General features: G+C 57.7%; 21 protein-coding genes. 7 read left to right on the top strand and 14 right to left on the bottom strand.

Features of this window, described 5'->3' with window-relative positions:
- Positions 1 to 18 precede the first annotated feature (18 nt).
- The 5 genes from KVG88_RS11795 to KVG88_RS11775 form a co-directional block, all read right to left on the bottom strand.
- Positions 19 to 555, bottom strand: coding sequence for a C40 family peptidase (locus KVG88_RS11795; protein WP_217871409.1), 537 nt, complete (start codon positions 553 to 555; stop codon positions 19 to 21).
- Positions 556 to 721: 166 nt separating this feature from the next.
- Positions 722 to 1,369 (bottom strand): C40 family peptidase, encoded by a 648-nt coding sequence (locus KVG88_RS11790; protein ID WP_217871408.1) that lies wholly within the window; start codon positions 1,367 to 1,369, stop codon positions 722 to 724.
- Between the two features lie 227 nt (positions 1,370 to 1,596).
- Positions 1,597 to 2,301, bottom strand: a complete 705-nt coding sequence (hda, locus tag KVG88_RS11785; protein ID WP_056852945.1) for a DnaA regulatory inactivator Hda — start codon at positions 2,299 to 2,301, stop codon at positions 1,597 to 1,599.
- A 219-nt stretch (positions 2,302 to 2,520) separates the two neighbouring features.
- Complete coding sequence (locus KVG88_RS11780) at positions 2,521 to 3,594, bottom strand: AI-2E family transporter (RefSeq protein WP_217871407.1); 1,074 nt, start codon at positions 3,592 to 3,594, stop codon at positions 2,521 to 2,523.
- Positions 3,595 to 3,630: 36 nt separating this feature from the next.
- On the bottom strand, positions 3,631 to 4,692 hold the full coding sequence (locus KVG88_RS11775) for a DUF2066 domain-containing protein (protein ID WP_150702776.1): 1,062 nt from the start codon (positions 4,690 to 4,692) through the stop codon (positions 3,631 to 3,633).
- 383 nt (positions 4,693 to 5,075) lie between these two features.
- Between KVG88_RS11775 and purM the strand changes: the two genes are divergently transcribed.
- The 5 genes from purM to KVG88_RS11750 all read left to right on the top strand — a co-directional run bounded on the left by purM (position 5,076) and on the right by KVG88_RS11750 (position 9,062).
- Positions 5,076 to 6,134: a phosphoribosylformylglycinamidine cyclo-ligase gene (purM, locus tag KVG88_RS11770; RefSeq protein ID WP_034146362.1), complete on the top strand. Its 1,059-nt coding sequence runs from the start codon at positions 5,076 to 5,078 to the stop codon at positions 6,132 to 6,134.
- The gene (gene purN / locus KVG88_RS11765) at positions 6,134 to 6,784 is read left to right on the top strand and encodes a phosphoribosylglycinamide formyltransferase (protein ID WP_217871406.1); all 651 of its coding nucleotides are present in this window, start codon (positions 6,134 to 6,136) and stop codon (positions 6,782 to 6,784) included. The genes purM and purN overlap by 1 nt, the downstream gene beginning before the upstream one ends.
- Positions 6,785 to 6,792: 8 nt before the next feature.
- Entirely contained in the window at positions 6,793 to 7,506 is a 714-nt protein-coding gene (locus tag KVG88_RS11760) for a DUF3108 domain-containing protein (RefSeq protein ID WP_150702774.1), read from the top strand.
- Between the two features lie 216 nt (positions 7,507 to 7,722).
- Entirely contained in the window at positions 7,723 to 8,139 is a 417-nt protein-coding gene (locus tag KVG88_RS11755) for an OsmC family protein (protein WP_150702773.1), read from the top strand.
- 62 nt (positions 8,140 to 8,201) lie between these two features.
- Positions 8,202 to 9,062 carry a pirin family protein gene (locus tag KVG88_RS11750; RefSeq protein ID WP_217871405.1) on the top strand — a complete coding sequence of 287 codons (861 nt, stop codon included), beginning with the start codon at positions 8,202 to 8,204 and terminating at the stop codon, positions 9,060 to 9,062.
- A gap of 100 nt (positions 9,063 to 9,162) precedes the next feature.
- On the opposite strand, the gene KVG88_RS11745 is transcribed toward KVG88_RS11750, so the two are convergent.
- From KVG88_RS11745 to KVG88_RS11730, 4 genes are all read right to left on the bottom strand, one after another.
- A complete protein-coding gene (locus tag KVG88_RS11745; RefSeq protein WP_150702771.1) occupies positions 9,163 to 9,891 on the bottom strand; it encodes a dienelactone hydrolase family protein in 729 nt (242 codons plus the stop codon).
- 67 nt (positions 9,892 to 9,958) lie between these two features.
- Positions 9,959 to 11,863: a molecular chaperone HtpG gene (htpG, locus tag KVG88_RS11740; RefSeq protein ID WP_217871404.1), complete on the bottom strand. Its 1,905-nt coding sequence runs from the start codon at positions 11,861 to 11,863 to the stop codon at positions 9,959 to 9,961.
- Between the two features lie 82 nt (positions 11,864 to 11,945).
- Positions 11,946 to 12,395 (bottom strand): PaaI family thioesterase, encoded by a 450-nt coding sequence (locus KVG88_RS11735; RefSeq protein ID WP_150702769.1) that lies wholly within the window; start codon positions 12,393 to 12,395, stop codon positions 11,946 to 11,948.
- On the bottom strand, positions 12,392 to 12,868 hold the full coding sequence (locus tag KVG88_RS11730; protein ID WP_150702768.1) for a PaaI family thioesterase: 477 nt from the start codon (positions 12,866 to 12,868) through the stop codon (positions 12,392 to 12,394). Before KVG88_RS11730 ends, KVG88_RS11735 begins: the two co-directional genes overlap by 4 nt.
- Before the next feature lie 160 nt (positions 12,869 to 13,028).
- On the opposite strand from KVG88_RS11730, the gene KVG88_RS11725 reads away from it, so the two are divergent.
- A complete protein-coding gene (locus KVG88_RS11725; protein ID WP_150702767.1) occupies positions 13,029 to 13,274 on the top strand; it encodes a hypothetical protein in 246 nt (81 codons plus the stop codon).
- Positions 13,275 to 13,353: 79 nt separating this feature from the next.
- On the opposite strand, the gene KVG88_RS11720 is transcribed toward KVG88_RS11725, so the two are convergent.
- Both KVG88_RS11720 and KVG88_RS11715 read right to left on the bottom strand, forming a co-directional pair.
- Complete coding sequence (locus tag KVG88_RS11720; RefSeq protein ID WP_150702766.1) at positions 13,354 to 13,755, bottom strand: MAPEG family protein; 402 nt, start codon at positions 13,753 to 13,755, stop codon at positions 13,354 to 13,356.
- A complete protein-coding gene (locus tag KVG88_RS11715; protein WP_150702765.1) occupies positions 13,755 to 14,492 on the bottom strand; it encodes a DUF599 domain-containing protein in 738 nt (245 codons plus the stop codon). The genes KVG88_RS11720 and KVG88_RS11715 overlap by 1 nt, the downstream gene beginning before the upstream one ends.
- Before the next feature lie 197 nt (positions 14,493 to 14,689).
- On the opposite strand from KVG88_RS11715, the gene KVG88_RS11710 reads away from it, so the two are divergent.
- The gene (locus tag KVG88_RS11710) at positions 14,690 to 15,889 is read left to right on the top strand and encodes an NHL repeat-containing protein (protein ID WP_217871403.1); all 1,200 of its coding nucleotides are present in this window, start codon (positions 14,690 to 14,692) and stop codon (positions 15,887 to 15,889) included.
- Between the two features lie 110 nt (positions 15,890 to 15,999).
- Here KVG88_RS11710 and brnQ read toward each other — a convergent pair whose 3' ends face one another.
- The 3 genes from brnQ to sucC form a co-directional block, all read right to left on the bottom strand.
- Positions 16,000 to 17,313, bottom strand: a complete 1,314-nt coding sequence (brnQ, locus tag KVG88_RS11705; RefSeq protein WP_150702763.1) for a branched-chain amino acid transport system II carrier protein — start codon at positions 17,311 to 17,313, stop codon at positions 16,000 to 16,002.
- 383 nt (positions 17,314 to 17,696) lie between these two features.
- Positions 17,697 to 18,578, bottom strand: coding sequence for a succinate--CoA ligase subunit alpha (gene sucD, locus KVG88_RS11700; RefSeq protein WP_003223019.1), 882 nt, complete (start codon positions 18,576 to 18,578; stop codon positions 17,697 to 17,699).
- Entirely contained in the window at positions 18,578 to 19,744 is a 1,167-nt protein-coding gene (sucC, locus tag KVG88_RS11695; protein WP_007919879.1) for an ADP-forming succinate--CoA ligase subunit beta, read from the bottom strand. Before sucC ends, sucD begins: the two co-directional genes overlap by 1 nt.
- Between the last annotated feature and the right edge of the window lie 27 nt (positions 19,745 to 19,771).

Genomic DNA, 19,771 nt, shown 5'->3' with positions numbered 1-19,771 from the left:
GTCAGGAACCTCCGGCGCTTACGGGTTGCGCGCCAAGTGTTCCGGTTGCAGGACGCGCTTGGCACTCAGGTAGGCTTTCTGCCAATACGCCTTGGACAGGCTGTCCAGCTTGACTGTGCCACCTGTGGCCGGTGCATGGACGAAACGGCCTTCGCCGACGTAGATCCCGGCGTGGCTTACCTGGGAGCCACCATTGGTAGCGAAGAAGATCAGGTCACCGGTCTGCAAGCCTTCCTTGCCGACATTGGCCGCTTGCATGGTGATCATCTCGCGTGTGGTGCGCGGCAAGGAGATGCCGGTGACATCGCGGTAGACATAACCGATCAAGCCACTGCAATCAAACCCCGAATCCGGTGTGTTGCCACCCCAGCGATAGGGCGTGCCCACCAAACCCAACGCGCGAAACAGCACGTCTTCCGCTTCAGGCGAAAAAGCTTGGGAGGGACCAAAAACGATGGGAGCGCGAACCACCGGCGCGGGTGGTGGCGTACGGCTGGCGCAAGCGCTGAGCAGCGCGGCGAGGAACAAGATTGCGAGGCGGGCCGACGTCGACATAAGCAGAGCATCCTGATCTGGCTGCGGCTTTTTTCTGCTGGGGACGCAGAAAAGAAAACCGCCTGCGCAGTACGCAGGCGGTTTGCCATCATTGATAGATCAGAATTCTAGCGCTTATCAGGCAAACTTCAAGTAAGACTTTAAGTTCACCTTACAAAATGTCCGCTTACTTGCGTGCGGTGACGATCGGAGTAGCGCCGGGTGCCATGGCGAGTGCACGCTTGGCTTCGATGAAGGTCTTGCTCCAGTAGCTATCGCCCAGGCTATCGATCCGCACGCCACCGCTGCGACGGCTGCTGGAATGGATGAACTGGTTGTCACCGAGGTAGATGCCGGCATGGCTCACGCGACCGCGACGGCCATTGGTGGCGAAGAATAGCAGGTCGCCGGGCTCAAGCTTGCTGCGCGACACCAGTGGCGCATCAACGTTGATCATTTCGCGGGTGGAGCGCGGCAGGTTCATGCCGGCTTCTTCGCGGAACAGATAACCGATGAAACCGCTGCAATCGAAGCCAGCTTCAGAGGTACCGCCAAAACGGTAACGGGTACCGATCAGCGACATACCGCGTTCGAGAATGCTGTCTGCCAGAACCGGCAGTTGGTAAGACTTGCCGTCGGCGAAGTTGGCCAGTTCTTTTTCGGTGGCCACTTCTTCCTGGTAAAGAGAGTCTTGATAACGAACGGAAGACTGGGCGGTAGCCGAGTTTTTAACCTGCTGTTGCTGCGCTTGCTGGGCCACTGGCGTGTGGGCAGCGCAACCGAACAACAGGGTAACGAGTGCGAGAGGCACGAGGGGTGCAAAGCGATTTAGCATGGGCACGACCGTGGCTGATAGTTGTAAAGAAGCCGAGACTATGCCCGCTATCATCCTCATTTGCAAATTCAATCGAACTTTTTGTGACTTATCGGTTTCTCGTTAACATCTAAGCGCTTAAGCCTATTTTGAATGTTGACGCAGCCTGCAACCGTACAGGAAAGCGCATTTTCTGGCGCCTGAAATATGCCAGAAAGCGCTTCAGGCCTTGAATTCCGCGGGTTCAGCTACCAACCCAGCGTCTCTTTAAGGAAAGGAATTGTCAGCTTGCGCTGTGCTTGAAGTGAGGCTTGGTCTAGCTGCTCAAGCAGGTCGAACAGAGCACTCATGCTGCGGGTGCCGCGGGTCAAAATAAAATGCCCGACTTCATCGGTCAGGTGCAGCCCACGGCGGGATGCACGCAGTTGCAGGGCACGTAATTTGTCTTCGTCGGAGAGTGGGCGCATCTGGAAGATCAGCGCCAGCGTGAGGCGGGATTTGAGGTCCGCCAGCTTTACCGGCAATTCGCGCGGTGACGTCGATGCCGCAATCAGCAAGCGCCGACCGCTGTCCCGCAGACGATTGAACAGATGAAACAGCGCTTCTTCCCAATCCGCCTTGCCCGCCACCGCATGCAAGTCGTCCAGGCAGACCAGTTCGTACTGTTCGAGGTTGTCGAGAATTTCGATACCGCGGTCCATCAACTCGGCTAGTGGTAGGTACACCGCCGGTTCCCCCATCTGCTCGAAACGCAGGCACGCGGCCTGCAACAGATGCGTACGCCCTACCCCGTGCTTGCCCCAGAGATAAATCAGGCTCTCGGTCCAGCCGGCGTCGGCTTCGCACAGCCGCTCGACATAGCCGAGTGCAGCGGCATTGGCGCCTGGGTAGTAGTTGATAAAGGTGGCGTCGTCACGCAGACGCACACCTAGGGGCAGCTGAATCGGTTTCATGCTGACTGAACAGTTCCAAAGGAACCGTTAGTGGCCTCTGTGTAAAGTTTGCGAAGTTTATACCCGTGAAGCCGACCGCACAATGCGACAGACCACAAGCAAAATCAAAGGTTTGCGTTGACGCTCTGGTTTTATGACAGTTTCTTTGGCGCTGCGGGCAACATTGCCGTGGAGGTTGCGGGTCAACCCGGGAGCGAACCGGGGTGCCCGCATTAACCTTTAAAGCTCAGGTTCGTCCGCACCACTGTAAATATCTGAATCCTTATATAAATCATGAACATGGCGCACCAGCACCATGATCACGGCCGCCACCGGCAGCGCCAGCAGCACGCCGGTAAAGCCGAACAGCTCTCCCCCGGCCAGAATCGCGAAGATCACCGCCACCGGATGCAAGCCGATTCGATCACCGACCAGCAATGGCGTCAGCACCATACCTTCCAGCGCTTGGCCGACCATGAACACCGCTACGATGCCGGCCATCGGATACAGGTCGCCACCGAACTGGAACAACCCGGCAATCAGCGCCGCGCCAATACCAATCACAAAGCCCATGTACGGCACGATTGCCGCCAGACCGGCGATCAGACCGATCAACAAGCCCAACTCCAGCCCCACCAACATCAGGCCCGCGGCGTAGATCACGCCCAGCGCCACCATCACCAGCAGTTGCCCGCGAACGAACGCCCCAAGCACCTCATGACACTCACCGGCCAACATCACCGCGCGCTCTTCGCGGTCACGGGGCAACAGGCTGCGGATCTTGGCCATCATCAGGTCCCAATCGCGCAGCAGGTAAAAACTCACCACTGGAATCAGTACCAGATTTGCCAGCCAGCCAATCAATGCCAGACCCGAAGCCGTCGCTTGGCTCAGCACGACCCCGACAATATCTGTGGTTTGCCCCATGTGTTCACTGATGGCAGCTTTGAGCTTGTCGAATTTCCAGAAGCCCTCCGACAAGCCGAACTTTGACTGCGCCCACGGCAGCGCGGTGTGCTGCAACCAATCAAGCATCTGAGGCGCCAACTCATACAAGCGGAACAGCTGCTTGGCGAGCATCGGCACCAACACCAGCATCAACGCAGTAACAATCAACGTGAACAGCGCGAACACCGTGATTACGCCCCAGGTCCGCGACAGTCCGGCCCTTTCCAGCCGGTCCACCACCGGATCGAAGAGGTACGCCAACAGTAACGCCACCAGGAAAGGCGTGAGAATCGGATGTAACAGCCAGATAAACGCGCAGAGCAGGACCACTGCACCCAACCAAAACCAACGCCGCGTATCGGCCATGAACCACTCCATTGCTTCTATATAAAGAAAGAAAATCTACCAGCGGAAACGCAATTGCGGTGTCGGTGCCGGGGCTGGTGCAACCGCAGGGGGCGCACCCTCCGCCGCAGGTTGAACCGGGGTTGCAGGAACGGCTGCTACCGGCGCCTCCGTCACCTCCTGCAATTTCGCCAGTGACAATTGCGCGCGCAATTGATCGGTGCTGCCATTGACCCGATAGAGAATCCGGTCGCCGTCGACACTTTGCGGGCGCCCGTTAAAAGGCTCCAGCAAACGCCCCAGTGCCGCGTAACGCTCAAGGTTCATGCCCTGCACTTCCAGCAGTTGCGGGGTTGAAGCCCCAGGCTTGGCGACATAGCGTGGCGCCAACCGCTCGTTGACCGCCAGCATCACCGCATCGGCCAAGGCAGCCTGATCAGCCCCCTGGACGCTGCCCGCCTCTTTTTGATCGCCCAACCACAAACGCCACTTGGCCTGCCACTGCCCAGCCTCTTCAGTGGCATGCACCGCCAGCAAGGCGTCGGCATTGTAACGTTCCGAGGCGCTGCGCAGCGGTGCCGCATCAGCACCTTCCAGATTCGGTGCAGTGGCGACGATCTGCTCGTTCAAATCAGCAAGCGGCAAGCGCAGCGGCAAACCACGATGCTGCGCCGCCCGACGCAACGGTGCGGCGCTGGCCTGGCCGTCGCCGACCAGGCTCGAACCCTCCGTGGAATCGTTCAGCCACCAGCCAAGGATCGATGGCCGATTGGCGCCCCACATGGCCAGCCCGGCACGGCGCAACACCTGCTCGGTGGTGGCCGGATCGAAATCGACCTTCAGCACTTCCGGCGGCCCGGCGTCGTAACCGAACTGGCTGATGATTTGCTGCGGCTCTTTGCGAATCGCCGCCAGCCCTGGACTCTGCGCCGCCTTCGGATCGCCGGTCAGGCGCAACACCAGGGTGTCCAGTGCGCGCAGGATCGCCTGATCGCGCTCTTCCGGCGCCTGGCCGCTGACCGGCTCGCGCACTTGATAGAGACCTTTGACGGTTTCGGCATGACTGACCAGACTGATCAACGACAAACAGCCCACAAACAAGAATTTACAAAAACGCATGGAAGATTCCTGACGACAAGAGCGGCTGGAACAGACCGCATGAAGACGATCGAGCTAGGCTGTGACCATCGCCCGGCGCAAAACATTCACACGCCCTGGGTAAGTTTTCGCACTGTCATAACGATAGACGGTTAATGGCGATACCTTGCACAGGTCAGCAGGATGCCATCAACCAGAAAGAATTAAGTTTTTTTAGGTGGATATGCCCCTGCCGTCGGCGTGAGGATGGCCGCTGCCCTTCAAGCCTGATAAAATCGCGCGCCTTCGCAGACCGGCAACAGCCGGGCACTTTCGAAATTCGCGTGAGGCAATCGCCCTCGTCGATTTCGGCGGCCCCGCTGGACTCGGTCGTTACCCCTGAATCCCCCCTAAAGGCCTGGATCATGAGCAAGCAACCCTCCCTGAGCTACAAGGACGCCGGTGTAGACATCGACGCCGGTGAAGCATTGGTCGAACGCATCAAGAGCGTCGCCAAGCGCACTGCGCGCCCGGAAGTCATGGGCGGCCTGGGCGGTTTCGGCGCCCTCTGCGAAATCCCGGCCGGCTACAAGCAGCCTGTGCTGGTTTCCGGTACTGACGGCGTCGGCACCAAGCTGCGCCTGGCCCTGAACCTGAACAAGCACGACAGCATCGGCATCGACCTGGTTGCCATGTGCGTCAACGACCTGGTCGTCTGCGGCGCCGAGCCGCTGTTCTTCCTCGACTACTATGCCACCGGCAAACTGAACGTCGACACCGCCGCTCAGGTCGTGACCGGCATCGGTGCCGGCTGCGAACTGTCCGGCTGCTCCCTGGTCGGCGGCGAAACCGCTGAAATGCCTGGCATGTACGAAGGCGAAGACTACGACCTGGCCGGTTTCTGCGTCGGCGTGGTAGAAAAATCCGAAATCATCGACGGTTCCAAAGTGGCTGCCGGCGACGCCCTGCTCGCCTTGCCGTCCTCCGGTCCGCACTCCAACGGCTACTCGCTGATCCGCAAGATCATCGAAGTGTCCGGTGCCGACATCGAAAACACCCAGCTCGACGGCAAGCCGCTGACCGACCTGCTGATGGCCCCGACCCGTATCTACGTGAAGCCGCTGCTCAAGCTGATCAAAGAAACCGGCGCCGTCAAAGCCATGGCTCACATCACTGGTGGCGGCCTGCTGGACAACATCCCGCGCGTTCTGCCAAAAGGCGCACAAGCGGTGGTTGACGTGGCAAGCTGGACCCGCCCGGCGGTGTTCGACTGGCTGCAAGAGAAAGGCAACGTCGACGAAAACGAAATGCACCGCGTGCTGAACTGCGGCGTGGGCATGGTCATCTGCGTGGCTCAAGAGCACGTTGAAACCGCCCTGAACGTCCTGCGTGAAGCCGGCGAGCAGCCTTGGGTCATCGGTCAGATCTCCACCGCTGCAGAAGGCGCGGCTCAGGTCGAACTGAAGAACCTCAAGGCTCATTGATGTCCCAGACCTGTGATGTGGTGGTGCTGTTGTCCGGCACCGGCAGTAACTTGCAGGCCTTGATCGACAGCACGCGGACCGGCGACAGCCCGGTCCGCATCGCTGCGGTGATTTCCAACCGTGCCGACGCCTACGGCCTGCAACGCGCCAGTGATGCGGGTATCGCCACCCGCTCGCTGGATCACAAGGCTTTCGAGGGTCGTGAAGCCTTCGATGCCGCGCTGATCGAACTGATCGACGCCTTCAACCCCAAACTCGTGGTACTGGCCGGTTTCATGCGCATTCTCAGCGCTGATTTCGTGCGTCACTATCAGGGTCGCCTGCTCAACATCCATCCCTCGCTGCTGCCCAAATACAAAGGGTTACACACTCATCAGCGTGCGCTGGAAGCCGGCGATACCGAACACGGCTGCTCCGTGCACTTCGTCACCGAGGAACTCGATGGCGGACCACTGGTCGTACAGGCAGTAATACCGGTAGAGTTGCATGACTCGCCGCAAAGTCTGGCGCAGCGAGTTCATGCTCAGGAACACCTGATCTACCCGATGGCCGTACGCTGGTTTGCCGAAGGCCGGTTATCACTCGGTGACCAAGGTGCTTTACTGGATGGACAGTTACTCGCGGCCAGCGGCCACTTGATTCGAACCTAGGAGATTTTATGCGTCGCGCCCTGCTCTTCGCTTGCGCTCTGCTCGCCTTGCCATTCGCGCAGGCCGCAGACCTTCAACCCTTCTCCGCCAGCTACACCGCCGACTGGAAGCAGTTGCCCATGAGCGGCACCGCTGAACGCAGCCTGACCAAGGAAGCCAACGGCGTCTGGAAGCTCAACTTCAAGGCGTCGATGATGATCGCCAGCCTGTCCGAAGAAAGCACCCTGACCGTCGACAAGGACACCCTGCTGCCACAGTCCTATCACTTCGAACGCGGTGGCCTGGGCAAAGCCAAGAAAGCCGACCTGGACTTCGACTGGGCCGCCAAGAAAGTCACCGGCACCGATCGTGGCGATGCGGTCAATATCCCGCTGAACCGCGGCATGCTCGACAAATCCACCTATCAGCTGGCGCTGCAACATGACGTGGCTGCCGGTAAAAAGAGCATGAGCTATCAGGTTGTCGATGATGGCGAAGTCGATACTTATGACTTCCGCGTGCTCGGTTCGGAAAAAGTCGACACCAAGGCAGGCCAGATCGATGCGATCAAGGTCGAGCGCGTTCGCGACCCAACACAAAGCAAGCGCATCACCGTGCTGTGGTTCGCCAAGGATTGGGACTACCTGCTGGTCCGCCTGCAACAGGTCGAAACCGACGGTAAGGAGTACAACATCATGCTCCTGGACGGTACCGTCAACGGCAAGGCTGTCAAAGGCAGCTGATCCGGATCGACATGAAGAAGCCTCGCGAATGCGGGGCTTTTTTTTGAGCAAAAGATCGCAGCCTGCGGCAGCTCCTACATGAAAAGGTGCACTCCTGAAGGAGCTGCCGCAGGCTGCGATCTTTTAAAAAGCAGGAACGCACGCCCGGCACAATGCTCTATACCTTCAAGGTCTTTTTTGATCGAATGACCATTCCTGTCGCTTGCGAGGTTTTCCATGACTGTCACCGTCAACACCGTTTCTGCCGAAGGTTTTCGCCACAGCGTCCAGATCGATGAGCACGAACTCTTCGCCGACGTGCCCGTCACGTCAGGCGGTGAAGGCTCGGCACCGGAACCACACGACTACTTCGACGCGGCGCTGGGTGCCTGCAAGGCCCTGACGCTGAAGCTCTACGCAAAGAAGAAAGACATCCCGCTCACCGGCGTTGGCGTGGAGGTTAAGCGCGACAACAGCCAGGAACAGAAAGGCAAATACGCGCTGCACGTCAAACTGACCCTCAAGGGCGTGCTCACTGACGCCCAGCGCGAAGAGTTGCACCGCGTGGCCGACCGTTGCCCGATCCACAAACTGATGACCACCAGCGAAGTCAGCATCGAAACCCATCTGTCTGAAGGTGCGTTCAGCCAATAGCGGCAACGGCTGCGCAAGCGGGTTATGCTCCAGCGCATCACCCGCTCAGCCTGGAATGCACCATGAACACTCCGCTCGTGATCCGCCCCCGCGCCGAAGATGTCGAAGGCCAGCCGATTCTTCGCCCGTTGCCGTCAGCCAAATGCCGTAATGTCGGGCCCTTCGTGTTTTTCGACCACATGCTTGAAACCGAGTATCCGGCAGGCAAAGGCATGAACATCCGACAGCACCCGCATATCGGGCTGTCGACCCTCACCTACTTGTTCGACGGGCAGATCCAGCACAAGGACAGCCTCGGTTCCGATCAGGTGGTCAATGCGGGCGATGTCAGCTGGATGACTGCCGGCAGCGCCATCGCCCACGTTGAACGCACACCGCAGCCGCTGTGGGACCAAAGCTTCAAGATGCATGGCTTGCAGATCTGGCTGGCTTCACCCAAAGATCACGAACAAGGCCCGGGGCATTACAGCCACCATCCAGCCGCCACGCTGCCGGTCAGTGAAAATCTGGGGGTGAAAATCCGCATGATTGCCGGGTCAGGCTTTTGCCTGGAATCGCCGGTGCCGGTGCTTTCTCCGACGCTGTACGCCGAACTGCACCTGCAAACGGCGACGACGCTGCTGATTCCCACCGAGCATGAAGAGCGTGCGCTGTATGTGTTGAGCGGTGAGGTGCAACTGGAAGGCGAGTTAATAGAACCGCATTCACTGGTGGTTTTGCCTGCCGGAGAAGAAATGACCCTGTCTGCTGACAGCGACACGCATGCCGTACTGTTGGGTGGCGCACCACTGGACGGGCCACGGCGGATCAACTGGAATTTTGTCGCGAGCGATCCTGCGGCCATCGATGAGGCGCGGCGCAAGTGGGCGGCCGGGGATTGGCCGACAGTGCCGGGGGAAGTTGAGCGGATCGAATTGCCTTAGGATAAAAAGCAAAAGATCGCAGCCTTCGGCAACTCATACATGGAATCAGGCAATTCTGTAGGAGCTGCCGAAGGCTGCGATCATTTGATCTTAAAGGTAATCAGTGTTTGAACACTTCATCCAGCAAATTATGCATCGAAGTAAACGCCCGGGCAGCGACTTTGGCGTCGTACATCATCATCCCCGGCACATTCGCGTGCGGATCGGTGAACGAGTGGAACGCGCCGCCGTAGCTCAGCAGCTGCCAATCCACGCCAGCCGCGTTCATTTCATCTTCGAAGGCCGGCAGTTGCTCTTTCGGCACCAACGGATCGGAAGCGCCGTGCAGTACCAGGACTTTACCCTTGATGTTTTTCGCATCGTTGACGTCTGGGGTATCGAGCGTGCCGTGGAAGGACACAGCCGCTTTAACCGGAGCCCCGGTACGAGCGAACTCCAGCGCACAGCAGCCGCCAAAGCAAAAACCGAAGGTCGCCAGTTTCGACGTATCGACGGCCACTTCACCCTGGTTTTGCAGCTGTTCGAACGCCACCTGCATGCGCTTGCGCAGCAATGGGCGGTCGTTTTTCAACGGCATCATTGCCGCGCCGGCCTCGTCGTTGTTCGTCGGTCGAACCGATTGCCCGTAAATATCCGCGATCAGCACCACGTAGCCCTTGGCCGCCACCGACTTGGCGATTTCCTCGGCCCCGGCACTGACGCCCATCCAGTTCGGCGCCATCAACAGACCCGGACGCGGGCCTTTATGATCGGCGTCGAAGGCCAGGCGGCTTTCATAGGATTGACCATCAATCTGATAGGCCACGGAACGCACAGTGATTTGGCTCATTTCTGACTCCTGATTGGTGAACACCAGAATGAAAAAACCCGCCGAAGCGGGTTTTCTTGCAATGCAGTTAAGCCGATAGCTCAACCAATAGCTTGTTCAGACGGCGCACATACGCTGCCGGATCTTTCAAGCTGTCGCCGGCCGCCAGGGCTGCCTGATCGAAGAGGATGTGCGACAGGTCGCCGAAGCGCTCGTCGCTCTGCTCGTTGTCGAGCTTCTCGATCAGCGGGTGAGCCGGGTTGAATTCGAAGATCGGCTTCGAATCCGGAACCTTCTGACCGCTGGCTTCGAGGATCTGACGCATCTGCAAGCCCAGGTCCTGCTCGCCGATGGCCAAAATCGCTGGCGAATCGGTCAAGCGATGGGATACCCGAACTTCAGCAACGGACTCGCCCAGCGCCGTTTTCAAGCGCTCGACCAGACCTTCTTTGGCCTTGGCGACCTCTTCCGCAGCCTTCTTGTCTTCTTCCGAATCCAGGTTGCCGAGATCAAGGTCACCGCGCGCGACGTCGACAAAGCTCTTGCCGTCGAAATCGCTGAGGTAGCTCATCAGCCACTCGTCGATGCGGTCGGTCAGCAGCAGCACTTCGATGCCTTTCTTGCGGAAGACTTCCAGATGCGGGCTGTTCTTGACTTGCGCGTAGGTTTCGCCGGTCAGGTAGTAAATCTTGTCCTGACCTTCCTTGGCCCGTGCCAGGTATTCGGCCAGGCCGACAACCTGCTCGCCATCTTCGCCATGGGTCGATGCGAAACGCAGCAAACCGGCGATTTTCTCTTTATTGGCGAAATCTTCTGCCGGGCCTTCCTTCATGACCTGACCGAAGTTTTTCCAGAAGCCTTTGTATTGCTCAGGCTCGTTTTTCGCCAGTTTTTCCAGCATGTCCAGGACACGCTTGGTCAGCGCCGACTTCATCGAGTCGATGATCGGATCTTTCTGCAGGATTTCGCGCGAGACGTTCAGCGACAGGTCGTTGGAATCAACCACACCTTTGATGAAGCGCAGGTACAGGGGCAAGAACGACTCAGCCTGGTCCATGACGAACACACGCTGCACGTACAGCTTCAGGCCCTTCGGCGCTTCACGCTGGTACAGGTCGAACGGAGCACGGCTCGGCACGTACAGCAGCGAGCTGTATTCCAGTTTGCCTTCAACCTTGTTGTGGCTCCAGCTCAGCGGATTTTCGAAATCGTGAGCGATGTGCTTGTAGAACTCCTGGTATTCCTCGTCCTTGATATCGGTACGCGGACGTGTCCACAGGGCGCTGGCGCGGTTGACGGTTTCCCACTCAACGGCCGGTTGCTCTTCGCCTTCGGCGGCTGCCACTTCTTTCGGCAACTCGATCGGCAAGGCGATGTGGTCGGAGTACTTCTTGATGATGTTGCGCAGACGCCAGCCGTCGGCGAACTCGTCTTCTGCGGATTTCAGGTGCAGGACGATACGAGTACCGCGCTCGGCTTTTTCGATGGTTGCAACTTCGAAATCGCCTTCGCCTTTGGACGACCAGTGCACGCCTTCACTGGCGGCACTGCCGGCACGACGGCTGTACACGTCGACTTTGTCAGCGACGATGAATGCGGAGTAGAAACCAACACCGAACTGGCCGATCAGGTGCGAGTCTTTCTTCTGGTCGCCGGTCAGGTGCTTCATGAAGTCGGCGGTGCCGGATTTGGCGATGGTGCCCAGATGCGTGATCGCATCTTCGCGGCTCATGCCGATACCGTTGTCTTCGAGGGTGACGGTTTTAGCGTCCTTGTCGAAGCTCACGCGGATTTTCAGTTCGGCGCCACCTTCCAGCAGTTCTGGCTTGGACAGCGCTTCGAAACGTAATTTGTCTACAGCGTCAGAGGCGTTCGAGATCAGTTCGCGAAGGAAAATTTCCTTGTTGGAATACAGCGAATGGATCATGAGGTGCAGCAGTTGCTTCACCTCGGTCTGGAAGCCCAGGGTTTCCTTTTGAGTTTCCACACTCATGGTCATCAAACTCCAATCAGATGGCATTGGCCGCGACCTTGAGCGGTCGGCGGCGGGTTGTCATCAGAGTTGGGGGCTGAGTTCAGGATTTCAAGGGCTCCTCCAGTTTGAAATGCGCCCGGGCCGTGGCAATGGGCTCGCCTTCGGTGGTTTGCCAGGCGGTTATCGCCACGTTGGCGACCCGGCGCCCCTGACGGCACACCTGGCAACGTGCCCAGGTATCGCGGAATTGCCCCGCACGCAGGTAATCAAGGGAGAAGTCGATAATCTTCGGTACACCGGGCGAGCCGGTAGCAATGAGCAAATGCAGGGCCGCGGACAACTCCATAAACCCGGCGATCACGCCTCCATGGATGGCTGGCAGTAAAGGGTTACCAATGTTGTCTTTGTTAGCCGGCAGACGAAACAGCAATTCATCCCCCACCCGCGAACATTCGACACCGATCAATCCGGCATAAGGGATGAGCTGCAGCAGCGGCGCGTAGTCGCCTTTTGCGTGAGCCTCCTCAAGCTGAAGTTTGAAATCACTCATTGCCCCGCTCCCTTGATCACACCGCCAAAGCTCTTGGTGCCCCTGATGCCCTTGCCCATGCGCATGAACGTGCCCACCACGTGGGCGATAGGCTGCTCGGGATCGTCCTGATAGGCAAAGCCGCGGGCGAAAATCACATCGGTGGTCACCCGGTAGCACTGGGCGAAGCCGTAGACATCTTTGTGCGGTTCGGCGGCATGCATGTAGTCGATGCGCAGATCGAGCGTCGGGCAGACTTCGAACTCGGGCAGTACACAAAGCGTGGACATGCCGCACGCGGTGTCCATCAGCGAAGTCAGCGCACCGCCATGAATGACGCCCGTTTGCGGGTTGCCGACAATCTGCGGGCTGTAAGGCAGCACCACCGTGAGCCCTTCGGTACTCGCGCTGTGAACCCGCAAACCAAGGACCTGACAATGTCGCAGCGCCGAGAGAAATCGCGTCGCGCGCTCAAAAACGGGGTTTTCGGCCATTTGATAAATACTCTTGTTTAGTGTTCGGACCGTGCAGTAACAATCAGGGTAAAAGTTCCGCATTAGAACAAACTTATATATCTGAAGAATTTGAGGAACTTAACCCTGACGGCTGGGCTCTTAAGGCCAGATAGATATTTTCCATAAGGAGAAACACCCCATGCGTAAGACTTTAGCTATTGCCTTGATGTTGACCGCTTCCCTCGGTCTCGCAGCCTGCGATAAAAAATCCGAGGACAAAGCTCAAGATGCTGCCAAACATGCTGAGCAAGCTCAGCAAGACATGAGCAAAGCTCAGGATAAAGTGAACGACGCGGCGAAAGAAAACGCCGAAGCCGCCAAAGATCAGGCTGAATCGAATGCAGAAGCGGCTAAAGAAGCTGCTCCGGAAGCACCTAAGAACTAATTCGGTTTTTAGCGTGATAAAAGAAAACCCGCCAAGTGCGGGTTTTCTTTTGCCTGCGTTTTCTGTCGCCGTGCCAGCGTTAGAGCAAAATCGTGCGAAAAGTCGGACTAATCATCAACAACAACGAACAGACTAAACCTATCAACCAAACCAGGCTGCGCTGCCAAGTCAGGTCCTTCCAGTAACATACCAAATAGACTACTCGCGAGATCACGAAGATGATCGCCAGCAAGTCGATGAGCCATCCCGCTGTCTGCGTGGTATGCGCCATCAGCACCCCGACCGCAAACAATATGAACGCCTCGAAACTGTTCTGATGCGCCGCCACAGCACGGGCACCCAGCCCGGTGAGTTGCGCCTGCTGTTGGCGCGGCAAGTGATTGTTGTAACCGCCCTGCTCTTTCATCGCAGTAGTCACGGGCAAGCGCGCCACGTAAATCAGTACTGCACTGATCAACACACACCAGAATGGAATACTCATCAAGCTGCCTCTTTATTCACCTCGGGCAATGGCGCCTCTGTAGGGGTATAGACCATCACGTCGAGTACGTCGGAGTGAAACTCGCGGCGGTACAGCACAAACACCACACCAGCACTCATCAACATGAACAGCCACGGGCTGACGAACCAGGCCAGCATGGTCATGCCGAAGTAGTAGGAGCGCAGACCGAAGTTGAACTGGTTGGCGGCCATCGAGATGACACGTGCCGCGCGGGCGGCAAAGGCTTTACGTTCCAACTCGGACACATGCCGTTCACCCACCATCGGCGCCGACCCCACCAGAATCGCTGCGAAGTTGTACTGACGCATGCACCAACTGAACGTGAAGAACGCATAGACGAACACCAGCGCCAGGCACAGCAACTTGATTTCCGACATGCCCTGGGACGCCTGTTGCACCATCGGGATGTCCGCCAGCAACGATACCGCCCGTTCCGAAGCCCCCAATACCGTGAGAATACCGGCCAGGATAATCAAGGTACTGGAGGCAAAGAACGAAGCATTGCGTTCCAGATTGCCGATCACGCTGGCATCGGCGATTCGGTTGTCGCGCAGCAGCATGCGGCGCATCCAGTCTTCTCGATACAGGTGCAGCACACTGGCCAGGCACGCGGTGTCACGGCCCTTCCAGGTGGCGTAGCGGGTGTATCCGCCCCAGCAGATAACGAACCAGACGGCTGCAAGAAGGTGGATCAGGTTGGCGTGGATGAATGACATGAAAGATCCCTATGGATTGGACAACGACGCCTATTTCGCCAAGACGCAATCGACGGTTGATATATCAAAACTATGGTTAAACCTCAACCAATAGCTGTCATTTCTAACAGCTAACAACCTATATCACCTGCGAGTAGATTGAATAAGACCGATGCTTTACCCGGTAACTCCATTGTTCTTATCTCAGGAAAATAAACATGTCGAACAACAAAACAGTTCCTATCAGGGATGGGCTGGACACTGCATTCGCAGATGACGGTGTGGCAGCCAATTTTGAGCCAGGTAGCTCGCCATTGAAAATCGTCGGAAGAAGGGCCAATGGCAAGCTCGTTTTCGTGGGCTCGATCTCTTCAGGGATTCAACAAGAGTTTCTGCTGGTTCAACTGCTTGAGAACGGCCAACTGGACCCAGACTTCGGAGCCGGAGGTATTGTTAAAGGCAAATTCCGGAATGAAACTGGCGCAAATGCAACGGGGGCCCATCTGCTTGAGGATGGAAAAATCCTGCTGATCGGCAATCACCTTGGAGAGCCGACACAAAGGGCCTTCGCCAGGTTTGATATGAACGGAGCACCTGACCCTGCTTTTGGAGACAATGGCGTGGTTATTCCAACGCCAGCCAAAGTGGATGAAACCTCTGACTCTCAAAAACCGTCGGACATCACTCTCAATAGCAACGCTCCCAGATCCGATACCGCCATTGGACCGAACGGAGAACTTCTGGTGGCGACCCCAACCAGAATCCAGGTTTACAAAAGCGATGGGCAGTTTGAACGCAACATTGCGATGAGCCCGCCTGTACTCGGCCCCACCCTGGGGACGTCAGTTAACGCAATTACCGTCGCAGGCCACCATTCCGGCTATGGCAAAATTGCCCGTTTTAGCCTGAATGGCAATCCCGACCCGAGTTTTGGAGAAAACGGGCGCGTTCAATTCAGCGTTAATGATCGCCCCGTCGCCGTCACAGCCTTGCTGCTGCGCGATGACAACAGCATGTTCGTTGCAGGCGGTATATATATGGGCGAAGCGGGAAACCTGGGCATGCTCGCCGCCTTCAACACTAATGGTCAACCGAATCTGGTTTTCAACGGAGGCAAACCGGTGGTCAGCGAGCATCCATCCAAACAAACTTTCCTGTGGAGCGGCATTGCTATGGACGGGGCGAACGGACTTATTGTCACTGGGACAATAGGCCCCGAAGACGATGAATGCACCCTGATAGCTCGTTATAAAATGACCGGAGAGATCGATATTTCTTTTGGAAAGGAGGGGTTCCTGGAAACAAGAATTGGTGAGGGAAACGAAAATGCATTCTCCCTGCTGGTACAGCCAGACGGCAAACCCATCGTGTCCATAGATCGCGAGTCTCTGCCAGCGGTCGTTCGTTATCTACCGTAGTGGCACGTCGACGCCTGTTTCCTGCATCACAATAAAATGCCCCGCATCGATTGATACGGGGCATTTCTGTTTTTGCTCAAGACCCGCTTGTGGCGGGCCGTGGGAGCGAATCAGGCCAAGGCTTCTTCGCGCTTGCCCAGCAGGCGGTCGCAAACCACCGCGACCACAAGAACCATCACCGACGGCACCAGCCACGCCAGGCCTTGCTCGCTCAGCGGCAGGTGGGCCATTTGCGCCGGCATCCAGTCTGCCAGGCCTGCACCCTTGAGGGCATCGATCAGGCCGAAGATGAACGACACCAGCATCACCGGGCCGAGGATTCGACCCTGCTCATGCCAGAAGTCCTTGCAGAAACTCAACGCCACCAGAACGATGCATGGCGGATAGATCGCGGTGAGCACCGGGATCGAGAACGCAATCAGCTTGGTCAGGCCCAGGTTGGACACCAACAGCGAGAACGCAGCGAGGATGATCACCAGCGTCTTGTAGGACAGTGGCACCACACGGCTGAAGTACTCGGCGCAGGCACAGGTCAGGCCGACCGCAGTCACCAGGCACGCGAGGGAGATCAGCACGGCCAGGAAGCCGCTGCCCAGCGATCCAAAGGTGTGTTGCACGTACGCATGCAATACCGCCGCACCATTGGTGGCACCGGCCGCCACTTCATGGCTGCCCGAGCCGAGACGGAACAGGCTGACGTAAACCAGCGCCAGGCCGACACCGGCGATCAGGCCGGCGATGATCGCGTAACGGGTGATCAGCGCAGGCGACTCGACGCCACGGGAGCGAATGGCGTTAACAATGACGATCCCGAACACCAGGGCGCCCAAGGTATCCATGGTCAGGTAACCATTGATGAAGCCCTGGGAAAACGGTGCTGCCACGTATTCCGGCGTGGCATGGCCAATGTCACCGGCCGGCAAGGCGAATGCGGCGATGCCCAGGACGGCGAGCGCAATGATCTTCAGCGGCGCGAGGAAGCGCCCTACGGTATCCAGCAAGCGACCCGGATACAGCGAGATGAAGAACACCAGCAGGAAGTACACCGAGCTATAGAGGAACAGCGCCAGCGGGCTCTCGCCGGTCAAAGGCGCCAGGCCCACTTCGAAGGACACGGTCGCCGTGCGCGGCGTGGCGAACAGCGGGCCAACAGCGAGGTAGCAAGCGGCGGCCAACACGCCACCGGCCACTTTACCGATCGGGCTGCTCAGCGCGTCCATGGCGCCGCCAACCTTGGCCAGGGCCACGACCGTGATCACCGGCAGACCTACCGCCGTGACCAGGAAGCCCAGCGCCGCCATCCAGACATGAGGTCCTGACTGCAAACCGACGATAGGCGGGAAGATGATGTTGCCAGCCCCGACGAACAGGGCAAACGTCATAAAACCAAGTGCCAGGATGTCCTGGCCTTTCAACACTTTCATTAAGGAAATACCACACTACTGAATCGGAATTTAGAGAGGGATTTCCCTATGGGTGAGGGAAATGCTGTCAGTCCGTATGAGACCGACCCTTTTAGCGCGTTGCGGCCTTGTGGGCCACGGACGCAAAAATGGCGCGTAGCCTAACGAATTTGCTCGATAAGCGCACTGTTACGGGGCGAACATTCCGATATACGACATCATTGTGTCGCGTTTACATATCTAAATTTCAATACAGATCAAAAGATCGCAGCCTGCGGCAGCTCCTACGGAAGATCGCACCCCGATGTAGAGCTGCTGCAGGCTGCGATCTTTCGATCTTCAAGAACGACAAAGGCCACCCGAAGGTGGCCTTTGTTTGGTGAAGCGTCAGTTAAGCGCGAGGCTTACTTGACAGCCCAACCAGTCAGCTCAGCCAAGGCTTTGCCGATGTCTGCCAGCGAACGCACGGTTTTAACGCCTGCGTCTTGCAGCGCAGCGAATTTCTCGTCTGCAGTGCCTTTGCCGCCAGAGATGATTGCGCCAGCATGGCCCATGCGCTTGCCCGGAGGAGCAGTCACACCAGCGATGTAGGAAACAACCGGCTTGGTCACGTGTGCCTTGATGTAGGCAGCCGCTTCTTCTTCAGCCGAACCGCCGATCTCACCGATCATGACGATCGCTTCGGTCTTCGGGTCTTCCTGGAACAGCTTCAGGATGTCGATGAAGTTCGAACCCGGGATCGGGTCACCACCGATGCCGACGCAAGTCGACTGACCGAAACCGGCGTCAGTAGTCTGCTTCACAGCTTCGTAGGTCAGGGTGCCGGAACGGGAAACGATACCGACCTTGCCTGGCAAGTGAATGTGACCTGGCATGATGCCGATCTTGCATTCGCCTGGGGTGATCACGCCTGGGCAGTTAGGGCCGATCAGGGTAACACCCAGTTCGTCGCACTTAACTTTAGCGTCCAGCATGTCCAGGGTAGGAATGCCTTCGGTGATGCAGACGATCAGTTTGATGCCGCCGAAAGCAGCTTCCAGGATCGAATCTTTGCAGAAAGGAGCCGGAACGTAGATCACGCTGGCGGTAGCGCCAGTGGCCGCTACTGCGTCTTTAACGGTGTTGAACACTGGCAGACCCAGGTGCTCGGTGCCGCCTTTGCCTGGAGTTACACCACCAACCATCTTGGTGCCGTACTCAATGGCTTGCTGGGTGTGGAAACTACCTTGCGAACCGGTAATACCCTGGCAGATAACTTTGGTGTCTTTATTGATCAGGACGCTCATTATTTGCCCTCCGCAGCTTTGACAACTTGTTGAGCAGCGTCGGTCAGGCTGGTAGCAGCGATGATGTTCAAACCGCTTTCTGCCAGTACTTTAGCGCCCAGCTCAGCGTTGTTGCCTTCAAGGCGAACAACAACCGGGATTTTCACGCCGACTTCTTTCACTGCACCGATGATGCCTTCGGCAATCATGTCGCAACGAACGATGCCGCCGAAGATGTTAACCAGTACTGCAGCGACGTTGGTGTCGGACAGAATGATCTTGAACGCTTCGGTAACGCGTTCTTTGGTAGCACCGCCGCCCACGTCGAGGAAGTTGGCTGGCTTGCCGCCATGCAGGTTGACGATGTCCATGGTACCCATGGCCAGGCCAGCACCGTTGACCATGCAACCGATGTTGCCTTCCAGCGCAACGTAGTTCAGTTCGAACTTGGCAGCGTGCGCTTCGCGCGGATCGTCTTGCGACGGATCGTGGAAAGTCTTCAGCTTAGGCTGACGGTACATGGCGTTGGCGTCGATGTTGATCTTGGCGTCGAGGCAGTGCAGATCGCCGTCAGCCTTGATCACCAGCGGGTTCACTTCCAGCAGGGCCAGGTCGTGATCCTTGAACAGCTTGGCCAGACCTACGAAGATCTTGGCGAACTGAGCAACTTGCTTACCTTCCAGACCCAACTGGAATGCCAGCTCGCGACCCTGGAATGGCTGAGCGCCAACCAGTGGATCGATAGTGGCTTTCAGAATTTTTTCTGGAGTGTCGTGAGCGATTTTCTCGATGTCCACGCCACCTTCGGTGGAAGCCATGAACACGATACGACGGCTCGAACGGTCAACGACAGCGCCCAGGTACAGCTCTTTAGCGATATCAGTGCACGATTCAACCAGGATCTTGGTGACTGGCTGGCCATTGGCGTCAGTCTGGTAAGTCACCAGACGCTTGCCCAGCCACTGCTGTGCGAAGGCTTTGGCGTCTTCTTTGCTGCGAACCAGCTTTACGCCGCCCGCTTTACCGCGACCACCGGCGTGGACCTGGGCTTTGACAACCCACTCGCTGCCGCCGATTTTGTCGCAAGCTTCTGCTGCTGCTTCCGGGGTGTCTACCGCGTAACCGGTGGAAACTGGCAGGCCGTATTCAGCGAACAGCTGCTTACCCTGATACTCGTGAAGATTCATGCTTATTACCGTCTTCGTTAGGTACTG

This window comes from Pseudomonas azerbaijanoccidentalis, assembly GCF_019145495.1.
Classification (GTDB): domain Bacteria; phylum Pseudomonadota; class Gammaproteobacteria; order Pseudomonadales; family Pseudomonadaceae; genus Aquipseudomonas; species Aquipseudomonas azerbaijanoccidentalis.
The sequence above is the reverse complement of the archived record's forward strand: the minus strand, read 5'-3'. Positions and strand labels throughout refer to the sequence as shown.